Here is a 17,742-nt window from a genome sequence, read left to right as displayed (position 1 = left end):
GCGACGCGTCCCCGGCTGTCACCCCGGGAACTTCAGTTTCAGCCGCGCGCCGCCCGGCCGACCCTGGCACGCCAGGGTCCAGCCGTCGGCCAGCTCCGCAGGGCTGAGGATATCGTTGCGCAGGAGCACGACCTCGCCCTCCTCCACCTGACACATGCAGGCACCGCAGAAGCCCTCCTCGCAGGAATAGGGGGCATCCAGGCCGGCCCGGCGCATGCTCTGCAACAGGCTTTCGCCCGGCCGCCAGTCCAGCCTGTGGTCCACGCCATCCAGGGCGACCGCCAGTTCGGCGGCTTCGGCTTGCGCCGCCTCGACCGGGGCCGCCACCTCGTCCGGGTCCGGTGGCGAGGCGAAACGCTCCACATGGATGCGCGCGGCGTCTTCGCCCGCCCCCCGCAAGGCACGTTCCACGGTGTCCATGAAGGGGCCCGGCCCGCAGATGTAGAACTCGGCGCCGGCATGCCCGCGCACCAGCTGGCGCACCTCGCCCTCGCTGAGGAAGCCCTGCACCGAGTCCAGCACGTGGACCACTTCCAGTTGGTCGACATGGGCCTTGGCGAGCACCCGCAACTCATCGCGGAAGATCACCGACGCCTCGTCACGGTTGGCGTACACCAACTTGATCCGGCGCCGGCTGGTCTTCAGCGCCGACTTGAGGATGGAGAACACCGGCGTGATTCCGGAACCGCCGCCGAACAGCACCAGGTCGCGCTCGCCCGGCAACAGGTGGAAATGCCCGGCCGGCGGCAGCACGTCCAGGAGGTCGCCGGCCCGGACCTGCTCGTTGAACCAGTTGGATACCCGGCCGCCCTCCACCCGCTTGATGGTGACCTTGGGCAAGGCGTCGCAGTCGGGCGAGCTGGACATGGAGTAGCAGCGCGTCAACCGCTTGCCGCCGACCACCACGCGAAAGCTGAGGAACTGCCCCGGCTTGTAGCGAAAGCGCTCCTCGAGCCCCGCCGGGATCCGCAGGACCAGCGAACGGCTGTCGTGGGTCTCGGCGATCACCTCGGCCACTTCCAACTGGAAGCCGGCGGACTGCTGGGGTTGGATTGCGAGTGGCTGCGCGCTGCCCATGCTCATCTCCGGATCACAGAAGGCCGCTGACGGTCTGCGCGTTGTCGATGCGCAGCTCGCTGCCGTTGATGAAGCGCGACTCGTCCGAGGCGAGGAAAAGCACCAGGTTGGCGATGTCGCGCGGTGCGCACATGCGGTTCTTCGGGTCCTGGTCCAGCACCTCCTGCGGCACGCCCTGAAGACCGGTCAGGGGCTGAGTCATGGGGGTGTTGATGCCGTCCGGGTGCACGCTGTTGCAGCGGATCCGATACCCCTGCTGCTTGCAGTGCAGTGCCACGGCGCGGGTCAGCGCCGCCACCGCGCCCTTGGACGCGGAGTAGGCGCAGAAGGCCGGCATGCCGCCCAGGGCCGCCACCGAGGACATGTTGACGATGGAACCGCCGCCGCTGTCCTTCATGGCCGCGATGGCGTACTTGCAGCCCAGGAAATAACCGTCGCTGTTGACGCGCTGGACCTTCTGCCAGAGCTCCAGGCTGGTGTCCTCGATGCTCGCCAGGGCGAGGATGCCGGCGTTGTTCACCAGCACGTCGAGGCGGCCGAAGGTCTCCAGGGTGACCTTGATGACGTTCTGCCAGTCCGCTTCGCTGGAGATGTCCTGGCGGATGAAGATCGCGTTCGCACCGATCTCCGCGGCGACCTGGCGGCCGGCCTCTTCATTCAGGTCGGTGAGCACCACCCTGGCGCCCTCGCCGGCCAGCAGCAGCGCATCTTCGCGCCCCGCCCCGCTTGCGGCGCCGGTGACGATGCAGACCTTACCTTCGACTCGTTTCATTGCTGTTCTCCTTGGGAAGCCTTGGCAGCCCGGACCAACGCGGCCACCTGGGCGCCGGCACGGCGCCCCGAGTAGACGCAGTCGGCCAGGGACAGGCCGGATACGTAGAAATTGGAGGCCACGCCGATTGCGTTGCGCCCGGCGCTGAACAGGCCGGGCACGGGCCGGCCGTCCGGGTCCAGGACCTGGCCGCTGCGCTCGCAGACGCGCAGCCCGCCCAGGGTGATCACCGGACAGGGATAGAGCGTGCTGGCGAACGACAGGTCCATGGCGTACCAGGGCCCCCGCTCCAGGGACGCGAGAAAGCCAGGCGACTTGCCCAGTGCGTCCTCACGCTCGCCACGGGCGGCGGCGTTGTACTCCGCAAGCGTTCGCTCCAGCGCCTTCGCGGGCAGGCCGAGGCGCTCGGCCAACTGGCCGATGCTGTTGCCGCGCCGGGCGTTGAACAGCAGGTTGAGCAGCGCCGGCATGCGCTGGAACGACCAGACCTTGCCCGGGCCGATCTGCACGAAGGCCTCGCGCAGCAGCGCCCGGTTGAGGATCAGGATGGCCCGACCGCCCTGCTCCTCCACCATGGCGTGGCCCAGCTTGGCGCCATAGACCTCCTCATTGCAGTAGCGCTGCCCGTCGGCGTTGACGATCACGCCCCTGGCCCAGGCCAGCGGCGGATTGATGAAGCGCCAGGCGCTCACCTTGTCCATGCGCTCCAGCACGCCACCGGCCGCCTGCCCCAGGCGCATGCCGCTGCCGTTGCAGCCACTGGTGCCCAGTGGCAGGCCATCGAGGTAGCGCGGCGCATGCACGGTGAGCATGGCGCGGTTGAAGATGAAACCGCCGGCGGAAAGCACCACGCCGTGCCCGGCGCGAATCAGCCGGCGCTCGGCATGGGCCAGCTCCAGTGCCCGCACCTTGCGCCGCAGCCGTTCGGCGAGGGCCGGCACGTAGGGATGAATGGCATCGGTCCAGCGCGCCAGTCGCGCATGGCGCCGCGCGGCGCGGCTGCCGGCCGGGATCTCCCAGACCTCGACGCCGATCACCCGCCCCTCGTCATCGACCACCAGCCGGCGCACTTCGCACTGGCTGCGCAGGCGTACGCCCTGGCGCAGGGCGCTGGCCTTGAGCGGCGCATAGAGGTTGTAGCCCGACATGCCGGAGCCGAGGGCCCGATGCCCGCGCGGGGCCGGCCGGGCGTGGGCGGCGAAGCTCGGCACGGCTTCGTTGCCGGAGTAATAGAGGAAGTACTGGTCGCTCGGATAGGACGTCTTCACCGGCGGCACGCTGCCCTGGAAACCGGCACCCTGGCGTTCCAGCCAGGCCAGGTTGTCCCGGCTGCGCTCGCAGAAGTCCCGCAGCGTCTCGGCGGACACCGCGTCACCGACCTCCTGGCGGAGGTAGTCGAACATCGCCTCGGGCGAGTCCTCGATTCCGGCCTCGACCTGCTGCGGCGTACCGCCACCGGCATAGACCACGCCGCCGCTGCGGGCGGTGGCGCCACCGCCGGCGAAGCGATCCAGCGCCAGCACGCTGACGCCCTGGCCGCGCGCCTCCAGGGCGGCGCAGACGCCGGCCCCGCCGAAGCCGACCACCAGCAGGTCGGCCTCGTCATCCCACTCGATCCGGTTGGCGTCGGTGACCCGCAGCGGAGCGTCCGGGTTCTGTTCCATGGCGGTCATTGCAGATCCTCAGACGGCGGCGGCCAGGGACGACGCGGTGGTGGTGTAGGCGCCATCGAGGTAGACCAGCGGGCTGATCTCGGCGCTGTTGTGAATCTCCTGGATGCGGCCGATGAAGATGGTGTGGGTGCCGTAGCTGAACTTGCCGTCCTGCTGGCAGAGGATCGCCGACTGGGCATCGCCCAGGTAGGGAATGCCGCCGGAACCGGTGCGCCAATCGCCGCGCTGGAACCGTGCTTCGCCCTTCACCGGGCCGCTGCACAGGTGGGACAGCTCCTCCTGTTCGAGACCGAGGATGTTCACGCAGAAGTCCGCGCCCGCATCCAGCACCGCGTGCAGCGACGCGGTCTTGTTCACGCAGATCAGCAGCGACGGCGGCTCGGTGGAGAGCGAGTCCACGGCCGTGGCGGACATGGCGAAGCGCTCCTGGCCGTTGCTGGTGGTAATGATGGTTACGGACTTGGCCAGGCGACGCATCGCCTGGAGCATGTCGCCTTTCAGATCAGCCTGGCTCATGGGACGGCCCTCTTGTTGTTCTCAGGGTGAGGCCGATTCTTCGCCAGGGTCCGCGCCGCAACATCGTCCGAGGGGACTAGTTGGATCGCCGCCTTCGCGGTCGAGGTCGCGCCCGAGGGATATGGTCCGTTTGAAGGATGCCGCCCCCCTTGCCCATTGCTTGAATGGCCGGCGATGGGTGGAAAAAGCCTCAAACCGGAGAACACGACATGCTCGACCACGACCTGATCCGCCAACGCCTGAAACAGCGCGCCCGTGAGCTGGTGCCCGTACTGCGCGAACGCGCGCCCCTGGCCGCGAGGAATGGCCAGTTGCCCGAAGAGACGCTCCGCGATTTCCAGGAAGCCGGCTTTTTCCGCATCCTCCAGCCCGCCCGCTGGGAGGGCTACGAACTGGAGCCCAAGGACTTCTTCGAGGTCCAGATGACCCTGGCCGAAGGCTGCATGTCCTCGGCCTGGGTGCTCGGGGTGGTGGCCATCCACAACTGGCAGCTGGCGCTGTTCGATGACCGCGCGGCCCAGGACGTCTGGGGCGCGGACTCGAGCGTGCTGATCTCCTCGTCCTACATGCCGGTGGGCAAGGTCACCCGCGTGGATGGCGGCTTCCGCCTCAGCGGCCGCTGGGGCTTCTCCTCCGGCAGCAAGCACTGCCAGTGGGCGTTCCTCGGTGCGATGGTGCCGCCGGCCAAGGAAGGCGATGGCCCGGACTACCGCACCTTCCTGGTTCCCCGCAGCGACTACCGGATCCTCGACAACTGGGACGTGATGGGCCTCGAAGCCACCGGCTCCCACGACGTGGTGGTGGAAGACGCCTTCGTGCCCGAGTACCGCACCCACCGCTCCATCGACGGTTTCCTGCAGAACAGCCCCGGCAACGCGGTGAACACCTCGCCCCTGTTCCGGCTCCCCTTCGGGCAGATCTTCGTCCGCGCGGTGTCCTCGTCCACCATCGGCGCGCTCAAGGGCGCCATCGACCTGTTCATCGAGGCCAACAAGGGGCGCGTGGGCGTCAACGACGGTCGCCGCATCATCCAGGACCCGGGCGCCCAGGCCGCCCTGGCCAACGCGCTGGTCACGGTGGACGAGTGCCGCACCGTGCTGCTGCGCAATTTCGAGTTGATGATGCAGCGGGCTATCGCCGGCGAGCCGCTGACCATGGCCGAGCGGGTGAAGATGCGCTACGACTCCGCCATAGTCCCGGACAAGTGCGCCCAGGCGGTGGAAGCCCTGATGTACAACAGCGGCGCCTCCACCATCTTCCGCCAGCACGGCATCAACCGCGCCTTCCGGGATATCCACACGGGCCGTGCCCACGTGGCCAACTGCCCGGGCAAGTACGCGCTCAACCTGGGCGCAGTGGAGATGGGCCTGGACAGCACCGACTTCTTCCTCTGAGGCGGGCTTTCGCGGGCTCCGGCGCAGGCCCAGGCCTCGTAGGAGCCGGCTTGCCGGCGAACAGAACGGCTCCTTCGCGGGCGAGCCCGCTCCTACACGCTTCGTAAGGTTGGGTTGAGCGCAACGCGATACCCGTCCTGCGCAATGACGCCCGCCCCACGCGGGCGTCGTGCGTTTTGCCGGGCCAGGCCTCGTAGGAGCCGGCTTGCCGGCGAACAGAACGGCCCCTTCGCGGACGAGCCCGCTCCTGCACGCTTCGTAAGGTTGGGTTGAGCGCGACGCGATACCCATCCTGCGCAAAGACGCCCGCCCCACGCGGGCGTCGTGCGTTTTGCGGGGCCAGGATGACTAGTCCCTTTGGAGGATTCCGCGCCCCCGACGATCCCACACCATGCGCTCAAGGCCCGGGATCGCGGGTCGACCGAACCAGGAACAACAAGGGCCAAGCGCATGAAATTCTCCCTGATCTACGAGGCACAGACGATCGACGCCAGCCGCGAGGGCGACCGTCGCATCTTCGACGAGACCGTCGAGCAAGCCGTACTCGCCGACAAGCTCGGTTTCGACACCTTCTGGTGCGTGGAACACACCGCGCTGACCAACTACTCCCACATGTCGGCACCGGAGACCATGCTGGCCTTCGTCGCCGGCAGGACCGAGCGCATCGGCATCGGCCACGGCGTGGTCTGCCTGCCGCCGGCGATGAACCACCCGGTGAAGGTGGCCGAGCGCATCGCCACCCTCGACCTGCTGTCCAAGGGCCGCGTGCACTTCGGCGTAGGCAAGGGCGGCACCCAGCAGGAAGCCGGCACCTTCGGCTATGACCTGGCCACCCTGCAGCCGCAGATCGACGAAGCCATGTACCTGATCCCGAAGATGTTCGTGCAGGACGAGATCGAACATAACGGCGACTTCGTGAAGATCCCCAGGCGCCCCATCCATCCCAAGCCCTACCAGGACCCGCACCCGCCGATGTACCTGGCCTGCACCAATACCGAATCCCTGAAGAACGCCGGTGGCCGCGGCATGGGCGCCCTGGTCCTGGGCTTCGGCGGCCCCGAGGAAATCGCCAAGAAGGTGGCCGTCTACCACGAGGCCTGGGACCACCGTGACGAGAAGAACCAGGTGGGTTTCCGTCCCAACCGCCACATCGCCGCCCTGTGCCCGGCCATCGTCCTGGATGACAACGAAACGGCCCGCGCCATCGGCATCCGTGGCCAGCGCTACTTCATGGAGTCCCTGGCCTACTGGTACGCCGGCGGCGAGCGCCCCGACCCGGAGAAGTGGAAGGACGACACCTTCGTCGACGGCAACGGCCAGTCGGTGATCAAGTCGCGCTTCGCCTCCGAGGAAGTGACCGTGGACTTCTCCGACCCGACCATGGCGATGATGAACCCCAACCACGCCTACGGCACCGTCAAGGACTGCATCGGCTACGTGCAGCGCCTGATCGACGCCGGCGCCGACGAGATCCTCTTCATCTGCCAGATGGGCACCGTGCCCCAGTGGGCCCAGCTGGAGACCCTGAAGAACATCGGCGAGCACGTGATTCCCTACTTCCGCAAACAGCGGGAATCGGCCTGAACCGCCAGGGATGAACAGGGCGCGGGCTAAAAAGGCCCGCGTCCCTCGATGCACGAGCCGGCCGCCCGCCCGGGCGAAAGCCGACCACCTTCACTGCCTCATGAGGGCCATTGCCTTGGAAAAGATCGTCTACACCCTTTGGCGCGACCCGTCGGAAGACCTCGACGCCTTCTCCCGGCGCCTGCGTGGCGAAGTCGCTGAACAGCTCTTCACGCTGGGCGCCCGTGGCCTCCAGGTGAACCTTGCCGACGCCGATGTCGCGCCGGCCGCCGGCCTGCGCCAGGAAAACAATCGACCGCTGGCGGACGCCGTCCTGTCGCTCTGGGTCGACAGCGCCAACACCCCGGTCCGCCGCCCGTTCGACGAGGTCCTGGCGCGGGTGTCGAGCCGGCTGGCGGCCTATCTGGTGTGCGAGTCCGTGGCCATCCGCAACACCCGCTTCCCGGCCCATCCCGGCGAGCGCACCCACGGTTTCTCGCAGATCGCCTTCCTCAGCTGCCCCCCGCGCCTGACCCGGGAGGCCTGGCTGGATACCTGGCGCAACTACCACACCCAGGTGGCGATCGATACCCAGGACAACTTCCTCTACGTGCAGAACCTGGTGGTGCGCGCCCTGACCCATGGCGCGACGCCCCTGGACGCCATCGTGGAAGAAGCCTTCCCGCCGGCCGCCATGACCGATCCCATGGCCTTCTTCGATGCGCCGGGCGATGAAGAGAAATTCCGCAAGAACCTGGCGGCCATGATGGAAAGCTGCAATCGCTTCATCGACTTCGACAGGATCGACGTACTGCCCACCAGCCAGTACCTGCTGAAGACCGCCGTGGCGCCCTAGCGGGTCCGCCACGACCAGGCCCGACGATCGATGCCCTCGTCGGGCCCCGCGACGAGGGGGTCAGCCCTCCTCGTCCTCCCGCACCAGCACGCAATGCAGGCCGTCGTCGTCTTCCTGGCAGTCGTACAGGTAATACATCTGCACCTCGCCGGAAGCGCTGACCACCGCGACGAAGTCCCCGGCATCGGCGAGGAAGAACGCCGCGCTGGAAGGCTCGGCCTCGCACTCGATCAGGGCGGTGACGAACGCGGCGGGTTCAAGGTCGCCGAAGTAGTCCTCGCGCTCCTGGTCGCCCCACGCCTCGGGAGCCTGGAAGGGGCCGGTGAACAGGATGCGGGCGTCGCCCAGGTCCTCCTCCTCGGCATCCAGGTCATGTTCGTCGGGGCGGTAGAGGGTGCATTCCAGCGCATCGGCATGGCCGAGCACGGCCTGACGGGCGGCCAGGCGCTTCTGGGGGTCGAGGCCGGCGGCCAGGCAGATCTGCTCCCAGCTGTCTTGCGGGCGTGGGGACACGGGAAGATTCCTTATGAAAAGAGGGACAAGTGAAAGAGTCTAGTCTCAGGCACGGCCGAAGCGCGCCAACTGCATCTCCCGCAGGCGACTCAGGGTCCGGCGGAAGGGGAATTCCAGGTAGCCCTCGGTATAGAGGCGCTCCAGCGGCACCGCCGCCTCCAGGTAGAGCGGCACGCGACGGTCGTAGCATTCGTCCACCAGGGCGATGAACCGCCTTACACCGTCGTCATGCACGGATAGCCGGGGCAGCTCGCGGTCCCCCGCCAGCACGCGCTGGGCGGCATCCTCGGTGCCCCGGGCGATGCGCCCTTCGCGACGCGGCGCACTGAGGTCGGGCACGTCCCCCAGCAGGATCGCCGGGAAACGATCGCACAGGACGATGAAATCCAGCGCCGCCAGCGGCTGTTCGCAAAGGTCCGGGTAGCGGAACCAGACGGCGCCGGGGGCCCGCTTCACCACGGGGATCGGCCGGTGCCCCAGCTCCACCGGCTCGCGGGAGATCGCCTGTCCCGCCGCCAGCCCGTCGAACGCCCTTTCGAGCATGCCGGGCGACCCCGGGGCGGCGACCCAGAAACGCCGGCACTCGGCTCCAGGGTGCAGGCGATGGTCCTGCTCGCCGTCCACCGCGACGACCTCCATGTGCCGCTCGATGGCGTCGATGGCCGGCAGGAATCGATCACGGTTGAAGCCATCGGCGTAGAGCTGCCGGGGCGGCTGGTTGGAGGTGGCCACCAGGGACACGCCCTCGGCGAACATCACCTGGAGGAGCGGCCCCAGCAGCATGGCGTCGCCGATATCACTGACGAAGAGTTCGTCGAAACAGAGCACCCGCACCTCGCGGGCCAGCTCGCGGGCCAGGGCGCGCAGCGGGTCGGGCGTGCCGGTGAGCTGGAACAGGCGCCGGTGGACCCATTGCATGAAGTGATGGAAATGCTGCCGCCGGGACGGGACCCGCAGGCTCTGGTGAAAGCGGTCCATGAGCCAGGTCTTGCCGCGCCCCACGGGGCCCCAGAGGTAGACACCGGAGGCCGCGCCGTCCCGGTGCAGGGCGTCGTGGCAGGCCTGGAGCCGCTCCACCGCCCGCTGCTGGGCGCTATCCGGCACGAAGCCTTCCTGTTCCAGGGCACGGCGGTAGGCGGAAAGGGGGGAGTCGAGGTTCATGGGCCCGCATTGTGGCGGGCCACGGGCGACTTGGGTAGGCGCCTGTTCGCTCAGGAAGGGCCGCACGGCGGCCCGTGGGGATTGACGCCGATCAGAGTTCCAGCGCGAGCAGATCCGCCAGGGACTGGCGACGGCGGATCAGGCGGGTCTCGTCGCCGTCCACCAGCACCTCCGGCAGCAGCGGCCGGCTGTTGTAGTTGGAGGACATGGAGGCACCGTAGGCACCGGTGTCGTGGATCAGCAGCAGGTCGCCGACCCGGGCCGCCGGTAGCTCCCGGGGTGCCACCAGGCCGCCGTCATGCTGGGTGAACACGTCCCCCGACTCGCACAGCGGGCCGGCCACCACGGTGGGACGGGTCGGCGTGGTCGCCGGCTCGCCGGACGCGCCCAGCAGGCTCATGGCGTGGTAGCTGCCGTACATGGACGGGCGCATCAGGTCGTTGAACCCGGCATCCACCAGCACGAAGTGGTTCTCGCCCACATCCTTGGTGGCGCGGACCTCGCTGAGCAGGCAGCCCGACTCGGCCACCAGGAAGCGTCCCGGCTCCAGCTCCAGGCGCACCGGATGGCCGAGCAGGCTTTCCACCTCGCGACGGGCCTGGTTCCACAGCGCCGCGTAACGGGGGATATCCACCACCGGGTCGCCGTCGCGGTAGGGGATGGACAGGCCGCCGCCGGCGGAGATGGCTTCGAGGTCGCAGCCCAGGTCCCGCACCGCGCCCACCATGGCGCCGCAGACGTCCTCCAGGTGGCTGTAGTCCACACCGGAGCCGATGTGCATGTGCAGCCCCACCAGGTGCAGGCCGAACTCACGGATCACCGCCACCGCGTCCGGCAGATGGCTGTGCCAGATGCCGTGCTTGCTGTTCTCGCCGCCGGTGTTGGTCTTCTGGCTATGGCCGTGGCCGAACCCGGGATTGATGCGCAGCCAGACCCGATGGCCGGGGCTTCGCTCACCCAACTGCCGCAGCATGTCGATGGAGCCGACGTTGACCTCGATGCCCAGTTCCACCGCACGGGCCAGGGTGGGACGGTCCAGCAGGTCGCAGGTCAGCACCACGCCGGCGGGGTCGCCCTTGGGCGAGTAGCCGGCCAGCAGCGCACGCTCGATCTCGCCGAGGGAGACGGCGTCCACCTGGACGCCCTCTTCCCGCATCAAGCGCAGGATGGCGAGGTTGGAGCAGGCCTTCTGGGCGAAGCGGATCACGTCGAAGCCCTTGAGCTGGGCGATGCGTTCGCGGATCACCGAAGCGTCGTAGATCCAGAGCGGCGTGCCCTGTTCACGGGCGAGAGTGGCGAGGGTAGCGGCGGGAAAGGTCGGGCGCATGGCGGCCTCCGAAGTCGGGATGGCGCCATGATCGCAAGCCCACAGGATTCATAAAAATACCAATTTGTAGATGCATCATTCAGAATTGATATGGTTTTCCCGGAGCCCGCCCATGGACCTGTCCCTCCGCCATCTCGAGATCTTCCGTGCCGTCATGACCGCCGGCAGCGTCACCGGCGCCGCGCGCCTGCTGTTCACCTCGCAACCGACAGTGAGCCGCGAACTGGCGCGCTTCGAGCAGTTGCTGGGCTTTCGCCTGTTCGACCGCGACGGCGGCCGCCTGAATCCCACCGCCCAGGGCCTGCAGCTGTTCGATGAAGTGCAGCGGGCCTACACCGGCCTGGAGCGCATCGCCAGCGCCGCCCAGGCGATCCGCCGCTACGAGGCCGGGCAGTTGTCCATCACCGGCCTGCCGGTCTTCGCCCAGACCCTGCTGCCGGCCTTCGCCCAGGGGTTCCTCCAGCGCCATCCGGGTGTGCGCCTGGACATCGCCGCCCAGGAGTCGCCCTTGCTGGAAGAGTCACTGAGCGGCCAGCGCCACGACCTGGGCCTGTCGGAAACCGACCTGCTGCCCCGGGGCACCCGTGGCAGCACCCTGCTGGCGGCGGACATGGTCTGCGTGCTGCCCGACGGCCATGAGCTGCTTGGCCGGGATGGACTGGACCTGAACGACTTCCAGGGTCGGCCCTTCATCAGCCTGGCGGGACTGGATATCTACCGGCAGAGCCTGGACGCGCGCTTTCTCGCGGCGGGCGTCGAGCGACGGATGATCGTGGAGACCACCACCGCCGCGTCGGTCTGCGCCATGGTCCGCCAGGGCCTGGGCCTGGCCATCGTCAACCCGCTGAGCGCCCTGGACGAAGCCGGGCGCGGCCTGCAGGTACGCCGCCTGCGCGCCTCGGTGCCCTTCCGGGTGCAGCTGATCAGGCCGGAATTCCGGCCTGCGTCGGCATTGGTGGATGAAGCGGAAAGGGTATTGCGGGAGGTGGCGGACGCCTTGCTGGAGCGTCTGGAACGGCAACTGGGTCGCGCCCGCTAGGCGCGTCCGCACGCGCTCGATCAGCCGCGTGCGGAACCGCCCCCTGGATTCACTGCGTCGAGTTCTGCACCGTCGCCTGGCGGATCTGGCTGTCCTTGTACTGGCGATAGTGCTTCGCCGCCGCCGGCACCGGGCCGCTCTTTCCGGTTTCCAGCCAGCGGCGCATGCGGGTGGCATCGGCCACGTGGGTGTACTTGCCGAAGGCGTCCAGCAGCACCATGGCCACCGGGCGACCGTTCATCTGGGTGAGCATCACCAGGCAATGGCCCGCCTTGTTGGTGAAACCGGTCTTGGTCACCTGGATGCTCCAGTCGGCCTTGCGCACCAGGTTGTTGGTGTTGCGGAAGCCGAGGCTGTAGCGCGGCTTGGCGAAGGTGATGGTCTTCTCCGGGGTGGTGCTGAGCTGGCTCAGCATCGGGTACTTGCGGGACTCCTTCAGCAGCAGCACCAGGTCATGGGCGCTGGAGACGTTATGCAGGGACAGGCCCGTGGGCTCGGCGAAACGGGTGCGGGTCATGCCCAGGGCCCGGGCCTTGGCGTTCATCGCCTTGATGAAGGCGGGATAGCCGCCCGGATAGGCGTGGGCCAGGGCGGTGGCCGCGCGGTTCTCGGAGGACATCAGGGTCATCAGCAGCATGTCGTGGCGATTCACCTGGCTGCCCACCCGCACGCGGGAGTAGACGCCCTTCATGTCCGGGTTGTCGCGGATGGTCACCGGGATGATCTCGTCCATGGGCTGCCTGGCGTCCAGCACCACCATGGCGGTCATCAGCTTGGTCACCGAGGCGATGGGGGCCACGCGGTCGGGGTTGCGGGCATAGAGGACCTTGTCGGTCTTGAGGTCCAGCAGCATGACGCTGCCGGAAGCCAGGTGCAGCTGGGCCGGGTCGCGAACCGGTGCCGCAGCCTCCTGGGCCTGGACGGGCGAGCCTGCAAGAACGAACAGGCAGGAACCAAGGACGAACAGCTTGGTGATCGAATGACGAATTTTCACGATGCGTCCAGTAATGACAGTAAAGGAAACGAAGGAAATGAGGTGAAGGCCCTATGCCGGAGAAGTATAGGAACGAAGGCGCCCGAATACTCAGCGCCTTCCGTCGACGGGGCGCGATTTTGCGCCTTTGGTCAGATGGCCGCCAGAGGGAAATGGCGGTCCGAAATGGCCGTGAGGGATCGGCGACCCGAGGCGCGCGCTCGGCCGGCAAGGGCAACCTGGAGTCATGGCGCTCAGGGCGCGACTGCTCAGCGGCTGCTTCCCGGCAGATCGCGGAAGTCGGCGCTCCTGTCCATGGCCTGCAGGGCCTCCAGCAGCTTGTCGGTCGGCCTGACCAGCTTGCGCTGCTCCTGGTCGAACCAGCCAACGGTCGAGGTCACGCGCGCGGCCAGCACGCCCTGGCGGAAGAACTCGTTGCGCAGCAACATGCGGCTGCCATCCGCCGACAGCCCGGCCGCACTCATGGTGATGACCAGCTCATCGAGCAGGTGAAACTCGCGGAAATACTCGATTTCATCCTTCATCACCACCGGGCCCAGGCGCAGGCGTCGGAACTCGGACATCGGGAAGCCGAAGTCGGCGAAGTACATCATGCGCACGTCGGCGGACTTATCCAGGTAGGCGGTGTTGCGCATGTGGGAATTGAAGTCCATGTCGCCCCAACCGGCGATGAGGGTCTTCTGGTACATGAGATGGCTCCACGATGAGTGGGTGTGAGGCCGAGGGTCTGGCGCCCGGACCCTTTGCAGTACTGGCGTGACTGACAACTCTAGTCGCGATCCGGCCGGTTCGCGCCCCGTGGAGCGGCCCTGGCACAGGCACCCTTAGTCTTCTCGGACGATGCCCCGCCGCGCCGTCGATGCGAGCTTCCCCGCACCTGCACCCACGCAGGCCGGATAAGGAGGCTCAAGGCATGTCCGAGGCATCGCACAAGCAAGCGCTCTATGAACTCGTCTGTCGCTACGCGCAGGCGGTGGATCAACGGGACTGGACGGCGCTGGCCCGCCTGTTCACGTCCGACGCCGTACTCCAGGGCCCCGGCTTCGACTTCCAGGGGGTCGAGGCGATCGTCGCGGGAATGAGCGGCCTCGGTCGCTTCAGCCTGACCCAGCACCACGTCCACAACCACCTGGCCGACGTCGAGGAACTGGAAGCGCAGGCGGAAACCTACTGCGTCGCCAACCACCTGTACGAAGCGGACACCGGTACCCGCAAGCTCGACTGGGGCATCCGCTACCGGGACCGCTTCGCCTGCATCGACGGCCTGTGGCGCATCACCCGGCGCGAACTGCTGCTGGACTGGAGCCAGGACCTGCCCCTGCAGGGAGCCGCCCAATGACCGCCACCCCCATGAAGCGCGTGCAGGACAAAGTTGTACTGATCACCGGCGCCGCCAGCGGCGTGGGCAAGGCCGATGCGCTGCTGCTGGCGGCCGAAGGCGCCCGGGTCGTGCTGGCGGACATCGACCGTGACGCTGGCCAGGCCCTGGCCGCCGAGATCGGCGCCAACGCCCTGTTCATCGAACTGGACGTCGCCGAGGAAGTACAGTGGCGGCGCGCCATCGCACAGACCCTGGAGCGCTTCGGCCGCCTCGATGTGCTGGTGAACAACGCCGCGATCTGCCCCCTCGGCACCATCGAGGAGGCGAGCCTGGCGCAGTGGCGCACCGTGCAGCGGGTGAACGCCGATGGCTATTTCCTTGGCTGCAAGTACGGCCTCGCGGCCATGAAGGACAACCCTCGGGGCGGCTCGATCATCATGATGTCGTCCATCGCCGCCCTCGGTGGCCTGCCGCCGATGTGCGCCTACAGCGCCTCCAAGGGCGCGGTCACCGCGCTGACCCGCAGCGTGGCGGTGCACTGCAAGAGCAGCGGCTATCGCATCCGCTGCAACTCGATCCACCCGGATGGTATCTGGACCCCCATGACCCAGGCCCTGGTGCCCGGTCTCGACCCGGTGGCGCTGGGCATCGCCGACAACCCCATGGCGCGCATGTGCATGCCCGAGGATGTGGCCAACCTGGTGCTGTTCCTCGCCTCGGACGAATCGCGCTTCATCAACGGTGCCGAACTGCGCATCGACAACGCACAACTGATCTCCGGCATCGCCGCCGGCACCACTCACCCCTGAAGGAGTTATCCATGAACATGCTGAACGGCAAGGTGGCGCTGGTCACCGGTGGCGGCCAGGGCGTCGGCCAGGGCATCGCCCATGCACTGGCGGCCGAGGGCGCCCGGGTGGCCGTCGCCGGCCGCACCCGGGCGACCCTGGAGGCGACCTGCGAGGACATCCGGCGCCGTGGCGGCACGGCCCTGGCGGTCGAATGCGACGTGATGAGCCAGGCCGACATCGACCGTTGCGTCGCCCAGGTGGTGGAGGCCTTCGGCGGCCTGAACATCCTGGTCAACAATGCCCACATCGTGCCGCTGGGACGCATCCTGGAGGTCAGCGACGAGACCTTCATGCTGGGCATCGATTCCGGCCCGCTGGCCACGCTGCGCCTGATGCGCGCCTGCTACCCCCACCTCAAGGGCGATGGCGCGGTGGTCAACCTGGCGTCTTCCGCAGCCGTGCGCTGGGACGCTTCCGGCTATGGTCACTACGCCGCCACCAAGGAGGCGATCCGCGCCCTCAGCCGTGGCGCGGCCTGCGAATGGGGCGTGGACGGCATCCGCGTCAACGTCATCGCCCCCCACGCCCTGTCACCGGGCCTGCGGGGCTGGGTGGACGCCAACCCGGTGGAAGCGGAAGCCTTCTTCAGCAGCATTCCACTGCGCCGGGTCGGCGACTGCGAAGCGGATATCGGCCGCGCCGTGGCCTTCCTCGTCAGCGACAACGCCCGCTACCTGACCGGCGCCACCATCCCGCTGGATGGCGGCCAGGCCCGCTGGGCCTGAACGGGTTCAGCCAGGGACGCCCCGATACCGGTCGCCCGGTATCGGGGTCCATCCCTCAGCCGCGATACTGCGCCACCACTTCGTTCACCGCGCGCTGGATGTCATTGCGCACATAGCCCAGCAGGGCCGTCTCGGCCGCATCCGGCTCGTAGCGCAGGGTGTTGCCGCGCCCGGTGTAGAGGGCCATGTCCGGCAGCAGCGGGTGCTCCTGATCCAGCGAGGGCACCTCGGCCTCGTTGCCCACCGCCCGCAGGAAGGCCTGGAAATACTCCGCGTAGCTGAGGTTCTGGTCGCCCACCAGATAGGCCTTGCCCGGCTCGCCATGCAGCAGCGCGCCGAGGATGGCCTGGGACAAGGAACGCGTGGAGATGAAGTTGCTGCCGCCCGCCGGCCCGAAGTACGGCAGGGGCGCGAACCGGCCCTCGGCATAACGGGTGTAGGCCTCGAACATCTCCACCCTGAGGCCCGGCACGGCGCCGACGACGAAGGGTGCGTTGATGCTGCAGACCCGGAAATCCGTCCCGGACAGGGCACGCACCGCCTGGTCGGACAGGTGCCGCGAACGCACGTAGGGAATGCGGTCGATCAGCTCCGGCGCCACCTGGGGGTAGAAGCTGCCCACCAGCACGGCCTGGCGAATGCCGGCGCTGCGCGCCAGCTCGAAGAAACGCGGAATGGCCTCGACATTGGCGCGCTGCCAGTGGGCGTCCAGGTCCCCGCCCTGGGGCGCATGGCGGATGTCGCTGCCGGCGGCGAACACCAGGGCGTCGAAGCCGGCCAGGTCGTCGCGAGCGAAGGTGCCGGCGACATAGTCGCCCTGCAGTTGCCCGAGTTGCGCCAGCGCGCTGCCGGCGGCGGCCGGCTTGCGGCCGGCGATGGTCACGTCGTGACCCTGATGCTTGAGGTAAAGCGCCGCGTGACCGCCGATCAGGCCGGTTCCGCCCACTACGAGAATCTTCATCCTGTGTTTCCTCCTGCTGGGGCCGGACGCGGCCCCGGATTCGAGTGTTCCCGGCCTGGCCGGGGTCGATCAGATGACCCGCGCGGGGTGCTGCGGGCGCGGCGCGCCGAGCATCTCGCGGTAGGACGGCGGCTGCCGGCCCTCGGCTTCGCTGATGCCGTAGCCCGGCGCCAGCTCGGCGGTGATCAGCGTCTGCCCGCTGAGCGCCTGGAGGTTCGGGTCGTTGAGCAGCGCGTGGATGACCCGGCCGTTGAACTCCGGGGTTTCCGCCATGGCCATGAAGGCTTCGTACTGGTCGGCTCGCTCGGCACCGGCTATGGCCGTGCGCTCGGTGCGCTGCGGCCCCAGCCAGAGCGACAGGGCCGCGACCCCCGTGCCTTCCAGGTCCACCGCCATGTCCGCGGCGAACTTGTCGCAGCCGGCCTTCTGGGCGCCGTAGGCGGGACCGTGCATGTAGCAGCCAGCGCCGAAGGACGACACGAAGGCGATCAGGCCCCGGCCGTTGCGCACCAGCAGGGGGGCCGCATGGTAGCTGGCGACATAGGCCGAACGCAGGCCGATGTCGAGTATGTCCACCAGCTCCAGGGGCTTCTCCCAGAAGGGGCCCGGGTCGATCAGGTTCTCGTGGAGGAAGGCGGCGTTGTTCACCAGCAGGTCGAGGCGCCCCTGCTCGCGCTCGATGCGGGCGAACAGTTCGCGAACCTGTTCATCGTCACGGTGGTCGCAGGGCACGGCGATGCCCTTGCCGCCGGCCCGGGTCACGGCATCGGCGGTTTCCGCCAGGCTGCCCGGCAGGGTCTGGCCACGCAGCTGGCTGGTGCTCCGGGTGGCCGAACGGCCACTGAGGTAGACCGTCATGCCCGCCGCGCCGAGGGCGATGGCGATGCCCTTGCCGACGCCACGACTGGCGCCGGTGACCAGGGCGACGGGAGTGTTGTTCAGGTTCATCTGGGGTTCCTTGCTGCAATCAGCGGATGCTGGGGTCGGAAGTCGAGCCGA

The 17,742-nt window shown here is 68.3% G+C and carries 18 protein-coding genes; 7 read left to right on the top strand and 11 right to left on the bottom strand.

Features of this window, described 5'->3' with window-relative positions; all coding sequences use genetic code 11:
• Nucleotides 1-18: 18 nt before the first annotated feature.
• From KF707C_RS05970 to KF707C_RS05955, 4 genes are read right to left on the bottom strand one after another with little or no spacing between them, the layout of a single operon-like run.
• Nucleotides 19-1,077, bottom strand: coding sequence for a ferredoxin--NADP reductase (locus tag KF707C_RS05970; protein ID WP_003448995.1), 1,059 nt, complete (start codon nt 1,075-1,077; stop codon nt 19-21).
• Nucleotides 1,078-1,090: 13 nt separating this feature from the next.
• Nucleotides 1,091-1,849: a glucose 1-dehydrogenase gene (locus KF707C_RS05965; protein WP_003448994.1), complete on the bottom strand. Its 759-nt coding sequence runs from the start codon at nt 1,847-1,849 to the stop codon at nt 1,091-1,093.
• Nucleotides 1,846-3,522, bottom strand: a complete 1,677-nt coding sequence (locus KF707C_RS05960; protein WP_003448991.1) for an FAD-binding protein — start codon at nt 3,520-3,522, stop codon at nt 1,846-1,848. Before KF707C_RS05960 ends, KF707C_RS05965 begins: the two co-directional genes overlap by 4 nt.
• A gap of 9 nt (nt 3,523-3,531) precedes the next feature.
• The gene (locus KF707C_RS05955) at nt 3,532-4,038 is read right to left on the bottom strand and encodes a flavin reductase family protein (RefSeq protein ID WP_003448988.1); all 507 of its coding nucleotides are present in this window, start codon (nt 4,036-4,038) and stop codon (nt 3,532-3,534) included.
• Nucleotides 4,039-4,247: 209 nt separating this feature from the next.
• On the opposite strand from KF707C_RS05955, the gene KF707C_RS05950 reads away from it, so the two are divergent.
• The 3 genes from KF707C_RS05950 to KF707C_RS05940 all read left to right on the top strand — a co-directional run bounded on the left by KF707C_RS05950 (nt 4,248) and on the right by KF707C_RS05940 (nt 7,851).
• Entirely contained in the window at nt 4,248-5,432 is a 1,185-nt protein-coding gene (locus tag KF707C_RS05950) for an acyl-CoA dehydrogenase family protein (protein WP_003448983.1), read from the top strand.
• Nucleotides 5,433-5,882: 450 nt separating this feature from the next.
• Entirely contained in the window at nt 5,883-7,016 is a 1,134-nt protein-coding gene (locus KF707C_RS05945) for an LLM class flavin-dependent oxidoreductase (RefSeq protein ID WP_003448980.1), read from the top strand.
• A gap of 115 nt (nt 7,017-7,131) precedes the next feature.
• Entirely contained in the window at nt 7,132-7,851 is a 720-nt protein-coding gene (locus KF707C_RS05940; protein ID WP_003448977.1) for an EthD domain-containing protein, read from the top strand.
• Between the two features lie 60 nt (nt 7,852-7,911).
• Here KF707C_RS05940 and KF707C_RS05935 read toward each other — a convergent pair whose 3' ends face one another.
• The 3 genes from KF707C_RS05935 to lysA all read right to left on the bottom strand — a co-directional run bounded on the left by KF707C_RS05935 (nt 7,912) and on the right by lysA (nt 10,852).
• Complete coding sequence (locus KF707C_RS05935; RefSeq protein WP_003448975.1) at nt 7,912-8,364, bottom strand: hypothetical protein; 453 nt, start codon at nt 8,362-8,364, stop codon at nt 7,912-7,914.
• Nucleotides 8,365-8,409: 45 nt separating this feature from the next.
• Nucleotides 8,410-9,525 carry a cell division protein ZapE gene (gene zapE, locus KF707C_RS05930; RefSeq protein WP_003448972.1) on the bottom strand — a complete coding sequence of 372 codons (1,116 nt, stop codon included), beginning with the start codon at nt 9,523-9,525 and terminating at the stop codon, nt 8,410-8,412.
• 91 nt (nt 9,526-9,616) lie between these two features.
• A complete protein-coding gene (gene lysA / locus KF707C_RS05925; protein WP_003448971.1) occupies nt 9,617-10,852 on the bottom strand; it encodes a diaminopimelate decarboxylase in 1,236 nt (411 codons plus the stop codon).
• 112 nt (nt 10,853-10,964) lie between these two features.
• Here lysA and KF707C_RS05920 point away from each other — a divergent pair, with 112 nt between their 5' ends.
• A complete protein-coding gene (locus tag KF707C_RS05920) occupies nt 10,965-11,891 on the top strand; it encodes a LysR family transcriptional regulator (RefSeq protein ID WP_003448968.1) in 927 nt (308 codons plus the stop codon).
• A 49-nt stretch (nt 11,892-11,940) separates the two neighbouring features.
• Here the strand turns inward: KF707C_RS05920 and pbpG are convergent, their stop codons facing one another.
• A complete protein-coding gene (gene pbpG, locus KF707C_RS05915) occupies nt 11,941-12,885 on the bottom strand; it encodes a D-alanyl-D-alanine endopeptidase (RefSeq protein ID WP_003448965.1) in 945 nt (314 codons plus the stop codon).
• A 248-nt stretch (nt 12,886-13,133) separates the two neighbouring features.
• Nucleotides 13,134-13,574 carry an acyl-CoA thioesterase gene (locus KF707C_RS05910; RefSeq protein WP_003448964.1) on the bottom strand — a complete coding sequence of 147 codons (441 nt, stop codon included), beginning with the start codon at nt 13,572-13,574 and terminating at the stop codon, nt 13,134-13,136.
• A gap of 224 nt (nt 13,575-13,798) precedes the next feature.
• Here KF707C_RS05910 and KF707C_RS05905 point away from each other — a divergent pair, with 224 nt between their 5' ends.
• From KF707C_RS05905 to KF707C_RS05895, 3 genes are read left to right on the top strand one after another with little or no spacing between them, the layout of a single operon-like run.
• Nucleotides 13,799-14,224 (top strand): nuclear transport factor 2 family protein, encoded by a 426-nt coding sequence (locus KF707C_RS05905; RefSeq protein ID WP_003448962.1) that lies wholly within the window; start codon nt 13,799-13,801, stop codon nt 14,222-14,224.
• An 11-nt stretch (nt 14,225-14,235) separates the two neighbouring features.
• Entirely contained in the window at nt 14,236-15,015 is a 780-nt protein-coding gene (locus tag KF707C_RS05900; RefSeq protein WP_036991455.1) for an SDR family oxidoreductase, read from the top strand.
• An 11-nt stretch (nt 15,016-15,026) separates the two neighbouring features.
• On the top strand, nt 15,027-15,782 hold the full coding sequence (locus tag KF707C_RS05895; RefSeq protein WP_003448960.1) for an SDR family NAD(P)-dependent oxidoreductase: 756 nt from the start codon (nt 15,027-15,029) through the stop codon (nt 15,780-15,782).
• Between the two features lie 55 nt (nt 15,783-15,837).
• On the opposite strand, the gene KF707C_RS05890 is transcribed toward KF707C_RS05895, so the two are convergent.
• Both KF707C_RS05890 and KF707C_RS05885 read right to left on the bottom strand, forming a co-directional pair.
• Entirely contained in the window at nt 15,838-16,743 is a 906-nt protein-coding gene (locus KF707C_RS05890; protein WP_003448959.1) for an NAD-dependent epimerase/dehydratase family protein, read from the bottom strand.
• 69 nt (nt 16,744-16,812) lie between these two features.
• A complete protein-coding gene (locus KF707C_RS05885) occupies nt 16,813-17,691 on the bottom strand; it encodes an SDR family NAD(P)-dependent oxidoreductase (protein WP_003448958.1) in 879 nt (292 codons plus the stop codon).
• Nucleotides 17,692-17,742: the final 51 nt, after the last annotated feature.

This window comes from Pseudomonas furukawaii (assembly GCF_002355475.1).
In the GTDB taxonomy this organism is placed as follows: domain Bacteria; phylum Pseudomonadota; class Gammaproteobacteria; order Pseudomonadales; family Pseudomonadaceae; genus Metapseudomonas; species Metapseudomonas furukawaii.
This window is presented reverse-complemented; position numbering and strand designations above follow the sequence as displayed.

Coding starts and splice junctions, on each gene's coding strand:
- KF707C_RS05960 (WP_003448991.1), bottom strand. CDS start 3,522: ATGACCGCCATGGAACAGAACCCGGACGCTCCGCTGCGGGTCACCGAC.
- KF707C_RS05900 (WP_036991455.1), top strand. CDS start 14,236: ATGAAGCGCGTGCAGGACAAAGTTGTACTGATCACCGGCGCCGCCAGC.
- KF707C_RS05905 (WP_003448962.1), top strand. CDS start 13,799: ATGTCCGAGGCATCGCACAAGCAAGCGCTCTATGAACTCGTCTGTCGC.
- KF707C_RS05965 (WP_003448994.1), bottom strand. CDS start 1,849: ATGAAACGAGTCGAAGGTAAGGTCTGCATCGTCACCGGCGCCGCAAGC.
- KF707C_RS05955 (WP_003448988.1), bottom strand. CDS start 4,038: ATGAGCCAGGCTGATCTGAAAGGCGACATGCTCCAGGCGATGCGTCGC.
- KF707C_RS05920 (WP_003448968.1), top strand. CDS start 10,965: ATGGACCTGTCCCTCCGCCATCTCGAGATCTTCCGTGCCGTCATGACC.
- KF707C_RS05910 (WP_003448964.1), bottom strand. CDS start 13,574: ATGTACCAGAAGACCCTCATCGCCGGTTGGGGCGACATGGACTTCAAT.
- KF707C_RS05945 (WP_003448980.1), top strand. CDS start 5,883: ATGAAATTCTCCCTGATCTACGAGGCACAGACGATCGACGCCAGCCGC.
- KF707C_RS05890 (WP_003448959.1), bottom strand. CDS start 16,743: ATGAAGATTCTCGTAGTGGGCGGAACCGGCCTGATCGGCGGTCACGCG.
- KF707C_RS05895 (WP_003448960.1), top strand. CDS start 15,027: ATGAACATGCTGAACGGCAAGGTGGCGCTGGTCACCGGTGGCGGCCAG.
- lysA (WP_003448971.1), bottom strand. CDS start 10,852: ATGCGCCCGACCTTTCCCGCCGCTACCCTCGCCACTCTCGCCCGTGAA.
- KF707C_RS05970 (WP_003448995.1), bottom strand. CDS start 1,077: ATGGGCAGCGCGCAGCCACTCGCAATCCAACCCCAGCAGTCCGCCGGC.
- zapE (WP_003448972.1), bottom strand. CDS start 9,525: ATGAACCTCGACTCCCCCCTTTCCGCCTACCGCCGTGCCCTGGAACAG.
- KF707C_RS05950 (WP_003448983.1), top strand. CDS start 4,248: ATGCTCGACCACGACCTGATCCGCCAACGCCTGAAACAGCGCGCCCGT.
- KF707C_RS05885 (WP_003448958.1), bottom strand. CDS start 17,691: ATGAACCTGAACAACACTCCCGTCGCCCTGGTCACCGGCGCCAGTCGT.